Here is a 15,034-nt window from a genome sequence, read left to right on the forward strand (position 1 = left end):
GCCCCCGCCCCCCCTGTCGTGCGTGGGGGGGGCGGCACCGATCGCGGCCGCCCCGCCACCTCGTTCATCGCAGGCCCACGAGAATCCTGTCGATCGCGCTGCCGGAGAGCGACTTCGGCAGACCGGGCACCACCCTGTCGTAGAGGCCCTCACAGCGCCGGCGCAGCAGCGCGGGAATCTCGTCGACCTGGCCCACGACAGCGATGGTCTCCAGCATCTCGTCGTCGATCAGCCCGGCCATGGCCTCCCAGTCACCCTGCTTCGAGAGGGTGTGCAGCTCGGTGTGCAGGTCGCCCCAGCCGTGCAGGTCGAGCACGCCGCGGTAGGCGGGCGTCGAGCCGTAGAACGCGATCTGGCGCCGCACCGCCGCCGCGACCGCCGCGTACTCGGCCTCGTCCTCGCCGGTCACCACGAACACCGGTCCGGCCAGCTCGAACTCGTCGCGTGTCCGACCGGAGCGCTCGAGCCCGCCGTCGACCGTCGGGCGGGTCACCTCCTCGACGTACCGCCGGGTGCCGAAGGGGTGCACGAGCAGCCCGTCGGCGATCTCGCCGCACAGCCCGGTCATCGCCTCCCCCACGGCCGCAAGCAGGATGCGTGGCGACGGCTGGGCGGACGGCTCGGGAGTGAACATCGGCGTCATGATCTTGTGGGTGTAGAACTCCCCCTCGAAGCGCAGCGGCGTCCCGTCCCGCCAGCAGGACCAGATCGCGTGCAGCGCGTCGACGAATTCGCGCATCCTGCCGACCGGCCGGCTCCACGGCATGGAGAAGCGCTTCTCGACGTGCGGCCGGATCTGCGTCCCGAGGCCGAGACAGAAGCGGCCCCGGGAGTAGTCCTGCAGGTCCCAGGCCAATCCGGCGATCGTCATCGGATTGCGGGCGAACGCGACGGCGATGTTGGTACCCAGGCTCAGGCGCTCGGTGTGCTCGGCGGCCAGGACCAGCGGCAGGAAGGGATCGTGGTTGGTCTCCCCAACCCAGCACCCGTCGTAACCCCGTCGCTCGAGTTCCGCGGCCTTCGCGGGCACCTCCGCCAATCGGTTCGGGATTCCTCCGTCGATCCGGAGAGTGCGCGGTGCGCTCGTCTCCGCCGCGGCTCCGGCCAGGTCCGTGCTCATGGCTCGCCTTCTTCCGTGTGTCTGCGCGCAATGCCTCGCGGGTGGTTACGGTAATGATTACCGTATGGCATCGCAGCCATTGATTGCGGCCCACTTCGGTATCCCCCCGGCCCCACCCGCGACGAAAGGTCCGAGCGTTGAGATACGTCCTCGAATACCCCAGCGAACTGCCATCCGCGCCGGACGATTTCCTGCGTCCCGACGTCATCCGCGCGGTGGCCACGGCCGCGGAGTCGGCCGGATTCTCGGCGGTCGCCCTCAGCGAGCATCCCGCCCCCTCGCTCAAGTGGCGACGGAACGGCGGGCACAACACGCTCGACCCGGTGGCGGCGCTCGCGTTCGCCGCGGCGGTCACCACCTCGATCCGGCTGATGACGAATCTGTACGTGCTGCCCTTCCGCAACCCGTACCTGTCCGCGAAGGCCCTCGGCAGTCTCGACATCGTCTCAGGCGGTCGCCTGATCGCCGGAGTCGGCGCGGGCTACCTGAGGTCGGAGTTCTCGGCCGTCGGCGTCGACTTCGACCGCCGTGCGGAACTGTTCGACGAGGCGCTGGCGGCACTGAACGCCATCTGGACCGACCCGCAGACCCCGGTCAGCGGAAAGGGATTCGCGGCCACCGGCGCGTTGTGGCTGCAAGCCGCGCACCAGCAGCCGCGTCCGCCCATCTGGATCGGAGGGAACTCGGACGCCGCGCTGCGCCGGGTCGTCGAGTTCGGCAACGGCTGGATGCCACTGATCACGGACCGGGCGATGGCAGCCGCCATCCGCACCCCGGCCATCGAGAACGCGGACCGCTTCAGCGAGCGACTGGGCCGGTTGCGCTCCGCCCTCGAGGCCGCCGGACGCGATCCGGAGACCATCGACGTCCAGGTGGTGTGCCCACCCGTCGACTTCGGTGACGCCGACTCGGTGCGCGCCGCCCGCGACTTCCTCCGGGACATGTCCGAGCGGGGCGCGACCTGGGCGGTCATCCACGCCGACGGGTCCACCCCGCGGGCCGCACTGGACTTCGTCGAGACGTTCGGCCGCCGGTTCGTCGACGACACCCTGTGACGGATACGGGCCGGAGCAAGCGGAATTGCACCCGGTATTGAATTCGGCAGTTCTCGGCTAGAGCGTGTCTCCCAAATTGAGGCGCCTCGATCAACGACACTGGCCGTAGTGCCACGTAGCGAGTACCTGTCCGACGCCCAGTGGGCGTTGATCGAGCCGATGTTGCCCTCGTCCGACGGACTCAAGGGTGGCCCTTCCGGTACAACCGCAAGGTCGCCGAGGGCATCGTGTACCGGTATCGAGCAGGTGTGCCATGGCCGGACCTGCCTGCCGAATTCGGTCCGTGGCAGACGATCTTGAAAAGGCACTGCCGTTGCGCCGGCGCCGACACCTGGGACGAAATTCTCGCGAAACTGCACGCGCACGCCGACGCAGTCGGTGACATTAACTGGACCGTGTCCGTGGACTCGACGATCTGCCGCGCCCATCAGCACGGCACGAACGCACCCCGGGGCACAGGGGGATCTGTCGAATTACAAGAACCTACTCACTGAGCCCGCCGATCACGGACTCGGTCGCTCTCGAGGCGCTCTGGGAACGAAGATCCACCAACTCTCCGACGGTAATGGCCGACCGCTCGTCGTTCTTGTCGGACCAGGTCAGGCGGGCGACTCTCCGGTGTTTCCGATGCTGATGGAGGCGCTGTGCGTCCGCCGAATCGGCCTCGGGCGTCCGCGAAGGCGTCCCGACCAGGTGCTCGGAGACGAGGCAGGCTCGTCGAAATCCAACCGGACCCTGATGCGATCGCGGGGTATCAAAGCGGTAATCGCCGAACCGGACGACCAGAAACGTAACCGACTTCGCGAAGGTAGTCGTGGTGGTCGTCCGGTCCGGTTCGATGCCGAGAAGTACAAGGGCCGCAATGTCGTCGAGCGGTCTTTCGCCACCGTCAAGCAGTGGCGAGGGTTGGCCACCTGATACGACAAACTCGCCCTCACCTATCGAGCCGGCGTACTCCCATCCGCGGTGTGAACTTGGCTCAAGCGTCTCGCCAATTAGGAGACACGCTCTAGGCCAATCCCCTTGGCGAAGTTTGCCGCAAACTCATGCAGGTCAGCTTCAGCGATCTCGAAATCACCGTGGAATGGGGTTTCCCAGTTGCCGGTTCGTAGCAGTTCAGTTTCACCAGGCGCATTGCCTGTGGTGTCAGTCTTGATCGATACCTTTGTTAATAGGTGGTTGCGATGCATATGTCGTTAATTTCCTCCACCGAAGGCTGAATGACAATAGGCCATAGCGTCACTTATAGGCGCGATGTCGCGCAGACAGTCCAACAAAGGGTGTCGGGGTCTACCTATACGATTTGAAGTACGCACTTCACTGACGAAGGAGACACCCGTTGGGTAAGAAGCCGGGCCGGAAGAATCAGGACCGAGCGCCAAAGCCGGCACAGCCTCCCAAGAGGCAGCGTCAGTCCCTCCCCGAACTTCCTCCGCAGCCCCGACGCCGAAGCGGCGGCACTCTGGAAGCCAAGTTCATCACCCACCAAGATTCGATCCTCCCGGTGCCTCTCAAGTTCCCACCGCCGCTGATCGAGTTCGCGGCTGATCCCTCAACCTTCGAGTACAACTGGCAGCACCTCACCTATGCGTTCGCCCTCCCCGCACCGACAGACTTCGCGCCGCTCACACAGGTCGTGGACGCGGTAGACCGTAGAAACCTTCTGCGCTTCATCCAGGTGTGCGAGAAGACGGCCACCTACACGGTGGTCAGCCATAAGGGCGGTGTCACCCTCTCGATGGAGGGTGGTGAGACGACGATGACCTTCGATCAAGTCGAGGACGAGGAAGCCGTTGGTTTCTCGGTCAGATTCCGGCAGCTGCATAAGTCGAGTGCGGGAGACCCGGACTTCGAGAACGTTGCGAACATCCTGTCCAGGTACGCCAAAGCTGAGCCGGAAGGTGCTGACGAGCGCATGTCGATCCTCAGCGCGTGGCGGAAGGCTCGCGGGCAATTGATGAACCGCCCGCTCCAGAACATCGTCTGCCGGATGGTTCTGGAGAAAAACGGATGCCCTGTCAAGCAGATCGCCGACCACGAGATGTACGGGGAGGTGAACCCGACGGACGTCATCAACCTGTTCAACTACGGCGAGCTGATCCACTTCGGGAAGAGGAGCGAGGACTACGACCAGCTGGCCGAAGATCCGGACCAGGAGGGGCACGAACACCACAACTTCATAATTTCGATGCTCGGCCTGGTGCACCTCTATTTCGGATTCTCCCAGGTAATCCGCTCAGCGTTGGGAGACTAGGCGCAACTGATGGTGGCATCGACAACGGTTGGTGCCGCCATCGCCTGCGACGCTAGGACCCGTAGATCACCCCGCACCGACACCTCGGATGAGCGCTCGGTCGATCCTTCCCGTTGCTGAACAGCTTGTCGATGCCGACAGTCTCCCCCTCGATCGGCCCACACAGCGTGCGGGCACCAGCCAACGCTTCCCAAGTCTTCGTCTAGGACCCGGTCTCCACGGCGAAGTTCTTAAACCGGACTGGTAAGCGTTCACACTCTCCGTCTGCGCGATCATCTCCATACGCACCGGGTTGTTGATTACCGTCTTGATGCGCGCCATCGTGGCGGTGTCCGGAGACTTCATCTCTTGGGAAGGATGGAGTCACGTCAGGTTCGAAGAGGTATCCGGCCGAGTTGCGTGAGCGGACGTGCGGATGGTCGCCGAGTTGCGTCCGGAACATTCCTCGCAGTGGGGAGCGATCGGGTCGGTTGCCGAGAAGCTGGGAATCGGAAACACGCAGACGTTGGCAAACTGGGTGAACCAGGACCAGGTCGACCGGGGCCAACGCCCGGAGGTGACCACTGACGCGGCCGAAGAACTTCCGAAGCTTCGCGCGGAGAATCGAGAACTCATGCGGACCAACGAAATCCTGAAGTCCGCATCGACTTTCTTCGCGGCGGAACTCGACCGCCGCAATCGGTGATCGTCGCCTACATCGACGAACACAAGCAGAAGTACGGCGTCGAGTCGATCTGTCGTGTGCCCACCGCGCACGGATGCAATATCGCGCCGTCCACCTACTACGACGCCTGCACCCGCCGGTGGCAGCCCAGCAGGCGGCAGGTCCGCGACGAGGAACTCAGGGTAAAGATCGCCCGGGTCCATCGGGAGAACCACTCGGTCTACGGTGCCCGCAAGGTGTGGCTCCAATGCCACCGCGAGGACATCGAGGTGGCCCGCTGCACGGTCGAACGTCTGATGAAGGAGTTGAGCCTCGAAGGTGCCCGTCGCGGGAAGAAGAAGCGGACCACGTTCCCCGATCCGCAGTCCGACCGCCCCGACGATCTGGTGCACCGCAGGTTCTGCCCTGAAGCTCCAAATAGGTTGTGGGTAGCCGATTTCACGTATGTGTCGACGTGGTCGGGATGGGTATACGTGGCCTTCGTGATCGATGCGTACGCCCGGCGGATCGTGGGGTGGCGCACTGCACCCCACCATGACCGCGCATCTGTTGCTCGACGCGATGGAGCACGCAATCTGAACCCGGCAACGGGAAGGGATCGACGACCTGACCGGCCTGATCCATCATCACGACCGCGGATCGCAATACACATCCGTGGCCTTCACCGAACGGCTCGTCGAGGCCGGTATCGACGCCCCCATCGGCGCCACCGGCAACAGCTACGACAACGCTCTCGCCGAGACGATCAACGGGCTCTACAAGACCGAGCTGATCAAGGCGCAGGGGCCGTGGCGGACCGTTGACCAGGTCGAAGTCGCCACCCTCGAATGGGTCGACTGGTTCAACCACCGACGACTGTACGAGCACTGCGGGGACCTGCCGCCAGCCGAGTACGAGTCTCTCTTTTACCGTCGTCCCGAACCTCAGCCGATAGTTGAGCTCTCACATCAGTAGGTTTCCAAACATGCCCGGGTGATTCAGTCCACCTCAACTACACCCAAGAAGCCAAGAGCCCAGCTAGCTTGCGGAGAGAACCGCCCGTCCATCGGCCCCTATGATTCACCACGTGTCGGCAGTCCTGTGCGCACACCTGGAAGTCTGTGACAAGCTCAAATGATGGTATGGAGCCAACGGATCGTGCCTCCAGACGCAGCCGAGATCGGTGCAATCGCACATGGTTCTGCGGTACTTGCACGAACTGCCCACATTATCGTGGGACTGCGTGAGATCGTCGCCTACTCGTCGGGGCTCGACCTAGCCATAGTCGTTGTCGCCGCGGGCCGCCAAGCGGAGCGCATGAAGGCTCAGTTCGTTGCGGCTGCCGAGCGCGACCCCGATACTGGACAGCCCAGGCGCGGGGACTACCGGGGGGAACAGCTTCAGCTGAGGGCCCTCGAAGACCCTGCACTTCAACCCACCCGACGCCGTAGCACGGAAGGCTGGCACCAGCATCCCGGCACCTATCGGCGTGAGTTCCTTTTCGAAGTTTCACCGCTCCCAGCCTCGAGCAACCTACCGCTGGTCACATCGTGGCCAGCGATCGGTTTGGAACCAGCCACCAGCCACCTGACGCTTCCGACCCCAGAGGTGCTCCGTGAAGCAATCACGCCTCTGCTGTAGGTCGCTACGGCGGCAAGGACTCAGAACCTGAAGTCACAAACCCGAGCCCGCGAGAGATCTACTCCCACTCCGGGTGCCGAGGTGGAATACCGAACGGTTAGATCGAGTGATGCCCGCCGACTTTCGGGTTCGCTGCCCTCCACCCGAACGAGCGGCCCGAACGGTCCGTACCCATCCCGAGGCCTACCCCTTCCAGGGCACGTTCTTGACGTACCCGCCGGCGTCGATGCGCAACTGGGTGCCGGTAATGAACTTCGACGCATCGCAGGCCAGGAAGACGACCGCGTCGGAGACGTCCTGCGGCGAGATGTACGGCACCGGCATCGCCTGCATCGCGGGGAACGCCAGCTCCGCCTCCTCGCGGGTGGGTGCCTCCAGGTCGGGCCGGAACACCTTGTACATGCCCTCGTTGTGCAGCATGTCGGTGTCCACGTTGGTCGGGTGCACGGCATTGACGCGAATCATCCTGCGTGCCAACTGGATCGACAGATCGTTGACGTAGCGGGCGACCATCTGCTTGGCCAGGCTGTAGGCCGATCCGCCCGGCCCCTGGTTGGTCGCGCTGCCCAACTGGGCGGCGAGCGAGCCGGTCGCGATGATCGACGAGCCCTCCTTCAGGTGCGGCAGGCTGCCCTGGATCACGTTGAACACACCGCCGAGGTCGGTGTCGATGGTGTCCGACCAGGACTGGATCGTCTGGCCCTTGCCCATCGGGCAGATACCGGCATTGGCCACCACGATGTCGAGCCCACCGAGTTCCTCGACGCCATCCGCGATCGCCTTCCAGACGGCGCTGCGCTCACGCACGTCGACGATCGCGGTGTGCACCCGCACACCCTCCTTCTCGATCAGCCGGGCGGTCTCGTCGAGATCCTCCGGCCGGGCCAGTGGATAGGTGTTGCCGTCGAGGTCCGCGCAGACGTCGAGGGCGATGATGCTCGCCCCTTCCGCGGCGAGGTTCACCGCGTGCGAACGTCCCTGGCCCCGTGCCGCTCCCGAGACGACCGCGATCTTGTTGTCGAGCTTTCCCACCTGTTCCGCCTTTCTGTGTCGGCCCGTGGTCACCGCCTGGGTGTCCGCCAGCCGATGGTCTTGGTTTCCGTGTACTGCGCGAATCCCTCGATGCCGCACTGCCGTCCGAGGCCGCTGTTCTTGTAGCCGCCGAACGGCGCGTCGGCGCCGTAGAACATGCCGCCGTTGACGCCGAAGGAGCCGGTCCGGATCCGCCGGGCGAACGCCATTCCACGCTCGTTCGACCCCGACATCACCGCGCCGGCGAGACCGAAGGCGCTGTCGTTGGCGATGCGTACCGCGTCCTCGTCGTCGTCGAACGGCACCACCACGAGGACGGGGCCGAAGACCTCGTCCTGTGCGATCGCCGCGCCGTTGTCGACGCCGACCACGACCGTCGGCGTCACGAAGTGGCCGCCGGACAGGTGCGCGGGCAGCCCGGTCGCGGGTCCGCCCCCGGTGGTGATCTCGGCGCCCTCGCTGCGGGCCCGGTCGATCATCTCCAGCACCCGCCGCTGCGCGCGGGCGTTGATCAGCGGTCCGACGAAGGTGCCCGGGTCGGCGGGGTCGCCGACGGGAACCGCGGAGAACGCCGTGGTCACGTCCGCGACCGCCCGGTCGAACAGGGAGCGGTGAACGAGCAGGCGGCTGTTGATGGCGCAGCCCTGCCCGGCGTGCGAACAGGCTCCGATGGCGCCCATCACGATCTTCGACGGGTCGGCGTCCTCGAGAACGACGAGCGCCGACTTTCCGCCGAGTTCGAGGAAGGTGCGCTTCATGGTGCCGGCGGCGTCACGCATGAGGCGGCGGCCCACCTCGGTGGAGCCCGTGAACGAGATCAGGTCGACCCGGGGGTCCACGGCCAGGCGTGCCGCGACCTCGTTGTCGGGCGTGGTCACCACGTTCACCACGCCGGCGGGGATGTCGGTGCGCTCCGCGATCAGGCGACCCAGCCGGGTCGCGTTCCACGGTGTGTTCGGATCCGCCTTGAGGACGACCGTGTTGCCGGCCGCCAGCGCGGGGCCGAGCTTGTTCAGGATCACCTCGACCGGATAGTTCGACGGGGTGATCGCCGCGACCACACCGGCCGGTTCCTTCACGACGGTGCGCTGGGTGTGTGCCCCGAACAGGGCGCTGCCGCCGAGTTCCCGCTCCCACTCGAACTCGCCGATCAGGCGGGCCGGGTAGCGCAGCGCGTCGGCGAGCGGCCAGTCCAGCTGAGCGTTGGTGGTCGACATCAGCGGGGCTCCGACCTCGGCGACGAGTTCCTCGCGCAGGTCTTCGCGTTCGGACTCGAGGGCTTCCTGCAACTGCTCGAGGCAGCGGGCGCGCAGTGCCCGGTCCGTCGCCCAGACACCGTCGTCGAAGGCGCGCCGGGCCGCCCCGATCGCCCGGTCCATGTCCTCGGCGCCGGCCGCCGCCGCGTCGCCGAGCACCAGCCCGGTTGCCGGGGAGACGTTCGGGTAGGTGGCGCCGGAGGCGGCGCCGACCAGGTGCCCGTCGATCAACATGCGGGGCTCGGCCCGGCCCGCCGCCCGCTCTCCCAGCGCGACGCTGGGGGCGGCGGCGTCCGACACGACCTCACTCACGATTGCTCCTCACGTTTGCTGGTGTCGATCTCGCGGTTTCGGTGCGGCAGGTCGCCGCGGTGTGCGCCGTCGTCGCGGCGGTCCGGATCATCGGGTGAGCACCATCGACGCGCACTGCGGTCCGAAACCGTTTGCGACGACGGCCACCTCGGCACCGGGCACCTGCCGGGCGCCGGCCTGGCCGCGCAGCTGCACCACCGCCTCGGCCAGGAAGCTCAGTCCGTGCAACCGGCCCTCGGCCAGCTGCCCGCCGGTGGTGTTGAGGGGCAGGCGACCGCCGGGCGCGATGGTCCGGCCCTGGTCGACCCATTCGCCGAACTCGCCGATGCCGCACAGGCCCATCGCCTCGACCCAGGAGATGGTGATGTGGGTGAATCCGTCGTACAGCTCGGCGACGTCCACGTCGGCCGGGCCCACGGATGCCTTGCGCCACATGTTCTCCGAGCAGCGCCGGGTTCCACCGAAGACGAAGTCGGGGGTGAAGGTCCAGTCCGGATGGGCGCCGGTGCCCATGGAGCTCGAGTCGATGGTCACCGGAACCTGCGCGAGGTAGGCGGCCCGTTCGGCCGTGGTCACGACCACCGCGCAGACACCCGTCACCGGATAGTCGCAGTCCAGCAGCCGCAGCGGCTCCGCGACGAAACGCGAGGCGTGGTAGTCGTCGAGGGTGATCGGATCGCGCAGCACGGCACGATCGTTGAGTGCGGCCCACTTGCGGGCGCCCACCGACAGGTGTCCGTAATCGTCCTCGCTGCCACCGAATTCGGCCAGTCGGCGCTGTTTTCGCATGCCCATCACCGGGATCACACCGCCCATGACCCCGTACGGGACCTCGAACTGCGATCGGCCGACCGCCGCGGGCACGGCGCGTCCGCTCTGGGTACCCCACTCCCGGGTCACCGAACGCACCACCAGCGCCACCTCGCACGCTCCGGAGAGCACCGCCATCTCGGCACCGAGTGCGGCGGTGATCGCCGAAGGGCAGCGCGCCGTGTAGTCGGCGTAGGTGACGAGATTGTCGACGCCGAGCATGCGCGCGACGTCGTGGGCGCCCTCGTCGCCTGCGTACTCGAAGATTCCGTCCACGTCGGCCACACTCAGCCCGGCGTCGTCGAGGGCGGCGCGGGCCGCGTCGACCACCAGTGGCCGGCAGTCGACTCCCCGCTCGCGATGGATGGTCGAGTAGCCGACCCCGACGACTGCGGCGCGGGCGCGGCTCACGAGGCGGCTCCGGCCGCGACCGAGGTGGTGCCGCCGGCAGGCCGGAACTGCGGGATGCTCCACTCTCCTCGGGGTTCGAAGGTGACCTCGAGGGGCATGTCGATCCGCAGCTCGCCGGGATCGGCGCCGAAGATGTTGGTCAGGATCCGCACGCCGGGCGCGTCGTCGAGTTCGGTCAGCGCGATGATCAGCGGCCCTTCACCGACGTATGCGGGATGGAAGGCCTGGTGCAGCACCGTGTACGCGTAGAGGCGACCGCGTCCGCTCACCGGAACGGCCCGGCTCGGGCCCACCGGGCCGAGATGCCCCTCGGCGACCGGTTCGGGCGGGTACTGCAGGTGGTCGGTCCCCTCGAATCCCTGGACGACGAGTTCGCCTCGGGCGGCCGCCTCCCAGTAGAACGCCGTCACGGGATCCGGTACCGGGCGCGACTTCTCGGCCACCGGACTTCCTCCGGCCGGGCTCCCGGCCGGCGACTCCTCCGCGGTCCTCACCGTCCTCATCCCACTCCCATCCACACCGATTGGGTGACTCACTGTAATTCTTACAGTACGCTCCATCGCAAGGGCCACGCCAGCGATTCCGCCGGCGTCTTCCCTCTCGAACTCACAACAGACACGCACACTCACAGCAGAGAAGGGAACGCGGATGTCCGGACTGATGGACGGTGTCACGGTCGTCGAACTGGCCTCCTGGACCTACGTCCCCAGCGCAGGCGCGGCCCTGCACGACTGGGGCGCCGACGTGATCAAGATCGAAGACCCCCACGGCGGCGATCCGTGCCGGTACCTCACCGTCGGCGGGCTGACGCCCCAGGACTCGCGCGTGCGCGCCAACTTCATGATGGAGATCGGCAACCACGGCAAGCGCAGCATCGGTCTCGACATCAAGACCCCCGGCGGCCGGGAGATCTTCGCCAAGCTCGTCGCGAAGGCCGATGTGCTGCTCACGAACTGGCTCCCGGGTCAGCTCGAGCGGGCCGACCTCTCCGTCGACATCATCCGCGAGATGAACCCGAACATCATCATCGCGCGCGGCAGCGGACAGGGCAGCCGTGGACCGGACCGCGATCGCGGCGGTTTCGACGGGTCCTCGTACACCGCCCGCGCCGGCGTCGCCTACGCACTCACTCCGGACGGGCAGGAGTTCCCGTTCGCCCAGGGCCCGGCCTTCGGCGATCTCCAGGGCGGGATCACCCTCGCCGGCGGCATCGCCACGGCACTGTTCCACCGCGAACGCACCGGGCACGCCGCCATCGTCGACAGTTCCCTTCTGGCACAGGGCATGTGGGCGGTGGCACCGGACATCGCCGCCGCCGACTACTACGGCATCGACCGCATCCCCCCGTACGCGCCGGGAGATGCACCGAACCCCGCGGTCAACCGGTACCGCACCCGCGACGACCGCTGGGTCCAACTGATGTTCCTACAGGCCGACCGCTACTGGAAGGGCTTCTGCGAGCGCATCGGGCGTCCGGACCTGGGCGTGGACCCGCGCTTCACGCCGCTGGCCAACCTGACCCTCAACAAGGACGAGGCCACCGCGGAACTGCGCGCGATCTTCGCCGAACGCGACCTCGCCGAGTGGCAGAAGATCATGGCCGACGAGCCCGGCGTGTGGGCCACGCTCACCTCACCGGCCGACGTGCTCGAGGACCCACAGGTCGAGGCGAACGGCTACCTGATGACCCTGACGGACGACGCGGGCAACCCGTACCGGACCGTCAGCGCACCGGTGCAGTTCGACGAGTCTCCGGCCGTACCGTCGCGCTCCCCCGAGCACGGGGAGCACACCGAGGAGATCCTGCTGGAGCTGGGACTGGACTGGGACGCCATCATCGCCGCGAAGGAGTCCGGCGCCGTCCTCTGACAGCTCGGGCTCCGGCTCGCCGCCGCGGCCGCACCCGGCCGTCGTCCCCGCGACACCCTTACCGGGCCGCTCACGGTAAATCCGTGCGAACCGATAGGATCGCGGGGACACAACGGAGGTGCTCGGGTATGGCCACGCAGGACACGGAACCGAAACGGCAACGCCGGGAGCGGGGTTCGATCGATCCCGAGGACATCATCGCCGGTGCGTTCGAGCTCGCCGAGCAGGTCTCGCTCGACAACCTGAGCATGCCGATGCTCGGTAAGCATCTCGGAGTCGGCGTGACCAGCATCTACTGGTACTTCCGCAAGAAGGACGACCTGCTCAACGCGATGACGGAGCGGGCCGTCGCGCGGTACATCGGCGCCGTCTCGGTCCCCGAGGACGGCGACTGGCGCGACCGGCTGACCGCGTTCGCCCGCGGCATGCGAGCCACGTTCCTGGCCAACCCGATCCTGATCGACCTGATCCTGATCCGCTCGACCCTGAGCCCGACCCATGGCCAACTCGGCGCCCGCTACATCGAGCGGATCGTCGCCGACCTCGTCGACGCCGGCCTCCCCCTGCCCGAGGCATTCGACACCTTCGCCGCTGTCCAGCTGCATGTGCGCGGATCCGTCGTCCTCGCCCGACTGGGCGACAAGGCGAAGGCCGCCGACCCCAATTCGCATGCCTACTACGAGGACCTGAGGATCACCGCGGAGGACACCCCGCTCCTCGCGGAGGCCGCCGCCCAGGGACGCAGCGGTGCCGCCCCGGACGACAGCAACTTCGAGTACGGCCTCGAGTGCATCCTCGACCACGCCGCATCGGCGATCGGCGCCCAGCGGCCGCCGGCGAAGGCAAGCCGGCGCCCCGCGCGCAAAGCGAAGTAGCCCGCTCACCCGAAGCGGGCTCGGCCGCAAGGCTCCCCGACTCCACGCCACGCCGGTCCCTCATCCCGCGCACAACCCTGCTGTGCGATCAACCCTGCTGCGCGGTCATCAGGTCCTGCCAGGCGGGAGCCTCCCGAGCGGCTCCGCCGGGGGCGATGCCCGGCTGCGTGTAGCGGCGTCCGTCGGGGCCGACGTAGACACCCGTCTGCGGGTCGTACAGTCGCGCCGCGGGCTGGGATCCACCCGACTCGCCGTACGAGGACGGCTGCACCTGCACCCCGTCCGCGGCGCGGCCACTTTCCACGCCGGACGCGGCGCGGCCACTTTCCACGCCGGACGCGGCGCGGCCACCTTCCACACTGGGTGCCGGATGAGCCGAACGCCAGGGGTTGTCCCCTTCGGGGACGTAGGGCTCACCGCTGCGGCACTCCTCCACCGTCGCGGCGCGCCTGCCCGGATACTCCATGCAGGGCGCGTTGCGTGCGCCGCGCACCACCATCGGACTGTCCTGCGGAACCTTGCAGAACAGGTTCGACGGCGTGTCCGGCACCGACAGGTCGTCGGGTGATCGCCACTGCGTGGACGACAGGAACCCGGTGGTGCACGCCGGCGGGTCGCCGAACTGCAGGTGGAAGTCGACCAGGGCACCGTCCTCGAGCGGTCCGCGCACGACGGTGCCGAGGGCCGCGATCAGCGGTGGGAAAACGACCAGGACCTGTTCGATGCTGGGGTTGTAGATGCTGGTGACCTGACCGACACTGACCAGATTCGCCAGCAGCAGCGGCAGGGTCGGCTTCAGTTCGGCGAACAGCCGGTCGGCCTCGTGCACCGCGGCGGGACCGTGCTCGATCAGCGACCGCAGCTGTGGTTCGCTCTCCCGCAGTTGGTCGGTGACGCGTGCGAGGTCGGCGGTCCAGGACCGGATCGCGTCGGCGCTCTCGACCTGGGTGTCGAGCAGTGGACCGGCCTGCTCGATCAGGGTCCGCGTCGGCTCCGCACCGTCCAGGGCCTCCTGCACCAGCAACTGCGCGGAATCCAGCAGCCGCTGCAGGTCCGGCCCCGTGCCGTTGAAGGCCTCGAACGCCCCCTCGACGAGTTCGTGCAGTTTGGTGTCGGCGATGGCGTCGAGCAGCCGGTCGGCCTGATCGAGGATCGCGCCGACATCCTGCGGGAGCTCGGTCCGCTGCACCGGGATCACGGCACCGTCGGACAGATCCCCGGTATCGCTCGCGGCGCCCGGATCGCCGGCAGTGCCCTGCGGCGGGACGAGGTCGACGTACTGCTCGCCGATCGCCGACACACTGCGGACCCGCGCCAGCACGTCGGCGGGGATCGGGTGGTCACGGGAGATCGTCAGGTGGGCGTCGACGCCGCCCGGGCCAAGCACGACGGAGTCGACCGTGCCGACGTTCGTACCGAGATAGGCGACGTTGGCGTGGGGGTACAGACCGCCGCTCGCCTCGAGTTGCACAGTGACCCGGTAGCGGCCGATGCCCACCATTGCGGGCACCCGGACGTAGGAGGTCGCCATGACGACGAGGCCGATGACGGTGAGGACGGCGAAGACGACCAGCTGGCCGCGCACGAATCGGGTCAGGGTCACGGTGCGCCTCCGGGGGTGGCACCGCCCACGGGCGCGCGCAACGGATCGGTGGCGTGGGGGGGCACGCCGGCCCCCGGGGGGGGAAGCCCCCCCACCCCCCCCCCAACGAAGAAGCGCGGGGTGGGGGAAGGGGTGGTGTTTGGGGGGGTGTAG

General features: G+C 67.4%; 12 protein-coding genes, 1 pseudogene and 1 other annotated feature. Of the genes and pseudogenes, 7 read left to right on the forward strand and 6 right to left on the reverse strand.

The genetic code is table 11. The features are described 5' to 3' along the window. Window positions 1-64 precede the first annotated feature (64 nt). Entirely contained in the window at window positions 65-1,120 is a 1,056-nt protein-coding gene (locus ACWDU4_RS27375; RefSeq protein ID WP_450117104.1) for an LLM class F420-dependent oxidoreductase, read from the reverse strand. A 137-nt stretch (window positions 1,121-1,257) separates the two neighbouring features. Here ACWDU4_RS27375 and ACWDU4_RS27380 point away from each other — a divergent pair, with 137 nt between their 5' ends. From ACWDU4_RS27380 to ACWDU4_RS27400, 5 genes and pseudogenes are all read left to right on the forward strand, one after another. Then, on the forward strand, window positions 1,258-2,175 hold the full coding sequence (locus ACWDU4_RS27380) for a TIGR03619 family F420-dependent LLM class oxidoreductase (RefSeq protein ID WP_450117105.1): 918 nt from the start codon (window positions 1,258-1,260) through the stop codon (window positions 2,173-2,175). A 140-nt stretch (window positions 2,176-2,315) separates the two neighbouring features. After that, window positions 2,316-2,669 (forward strand): transposase, encoded by a 354-nt coding sequence (locus ACWDU4_RS27385; RefSeq protein ID WP_450117106.1) that lies wholly within the window; start codon window positions 2,316-2,318, stop codon window positions 2,667-2,669. Beyond that, on the forward strand, window positions 2,554-3,093 hold the full coding sequence (locus ACWDU4_RS27390; RefSeq protein ID WP_450117107.1) for a transposase: 540 nt from the start codon (window positions 2,554-2,556) through the stop codon (window positions 3,091-3,093). Before ACWDU4_RS27385 ends, ACWDU4_RS27390 begins: the two co-directional genes overlap by 116 nt. Window positions 3,094-3,514: 421 nt before the next feature. After that, a complete protein-coding gene (locus ACWDU4_RS27395) occupies window positions 3,515-4,429 on the forward strand; it encodes a hypothetical protein (protein WP_450117108.1) in 915 nt (304 codons plus the stop codon). A 395-nt stretch (window positions 4,430-4,824) separates the two neighbouring features. After that, window positions 4,825-6,047 (forward strand): annotated as a pseudogene (locus tag ACWDU4_RS27400) (IS3 family transposase). After that, window positions 5,075-5,203, forward strand: a sequence feature (AL1L pseudoknot). It overlaps the preceding pseudogene by 129 nt. Window positions 6,048-6,896: 849 nt before the next feature. Here the strand turns inward: ACWDU4_RS27400 and ACWDU4_RS27405 are convergent. The 4 genes from ACWDU4_RS27405 to ACWDU4_RS27420 form a co-directional block, all read right to left on the reverse strand. Further along, complete coding sequence (locus tag ACWDU4_RS27405; RefSeq protein ID WP_450117109.1) at window positions 6,897-7,745, reverse strand: mycofactocin-coupled SDR family oxidoreductase; 849 nt, start codon at window positions 7,743-7,745, stop codon at window positions 6,897-6,899. A gap of 29 nt (window positions 7,746-7,774) precedes the next feature. Further along, on the reverse strand, window positions 7,775-9,313 hold the full coding sequence (locus ACWDU4_RS27410) for an aldehyde dehydrogenase family protein (protein ID WP_450117110.1): 1,539 nt from the start codon (window positions 9,311-9,313) through the stop codon (window positions 7,775-7,777). An 87-nt stretch (window positions 9,314-9,400) separates the two neighbouring features. Next, complete coding sequence (locus ACWDU4_RS27415) at window positions 9,401-10,534, reverse strand: thiolase family protein (protein ID WP_450117111.1); 1,134 nt, start codon at window positions 10,532-10,534, stop codon at window positions 9,401-9,403. Next, window positions 10,531-10,977 (reverse strand): Zn-ribbon domain-containing OB-fold protein, encoded by a 447-nt coding sequence (locus ACWDU4_RS27420; RefSeq protein WP_450117112.1) that lies wholly within the window; start codon window positions 10,975-10,977, stop codon window positions 10,531-10,533. The genes ACWDU4_RS27415 and ACWDU4_RS27420 overlap by 4 nt, the downstream gene beginning before the upstream one ends. Window positions 10,978-11,182: 205 nt before the next feature. On the opposite strand from ACWDU4_RS27420, the gene ACWDU4_RS27425 reads away from it, so the two are divergent. Both ACWDU4_RS27425 and ACWDU4_RS27430 read left to right on the forward strand, forming a co-directional pair. After that, on the forward strand, window positions 11,183-12,403 hold the full coding sequence (locus tag ACWDU4_RS27425; RefSeq protein ID WP_450117113.1) for a CaiB/BaiF CoA transferase family protein: 1,221 nt from the start codon (window positions 11,183-11,185) through the stop codon (window positions 12,401-12,403). A 128-nt stretch (window positions 12,404-12,531) separates the two neighbouring features. Next, window positions 12,532-13,278 carry a TetR/AcrR family transcriptional regulator gene (locus ACWDU4_RS27430; protein ID WP_450117114.1) on the forward strand — a complete coding sequence of 249 codons (747 nt, stop codon included), beginning with the start codon at window positions 12,532-12,534 and terminating at the stop codon, window positions 13,276-13,278. Between the two features lie 88 nt (window positions 13,279-13,366). On the opposite strand, the gene ACWDU4_RS27435 is transcribed toward ACWDU4_RS27430, so the two are convergent. Next, on the reverse strand, window positions 13,367-14,881 hold the full coding sequence (locus tag ACWDU4_RS27435) for an MCE family protein (RefSeq protein WP_450117115.1): 1,515 nt from the start codon (window positions 14,879-14,881) through the stop codon (window positions 13,367-13,369). Between the last annotated feature and the right edge of the window lie 153 nt (window positions 14,882-15,034).

The sequence above is a fragment of the Rhodococcus sp. NPDC003348 genome (genome assembly GCF_053589375.1).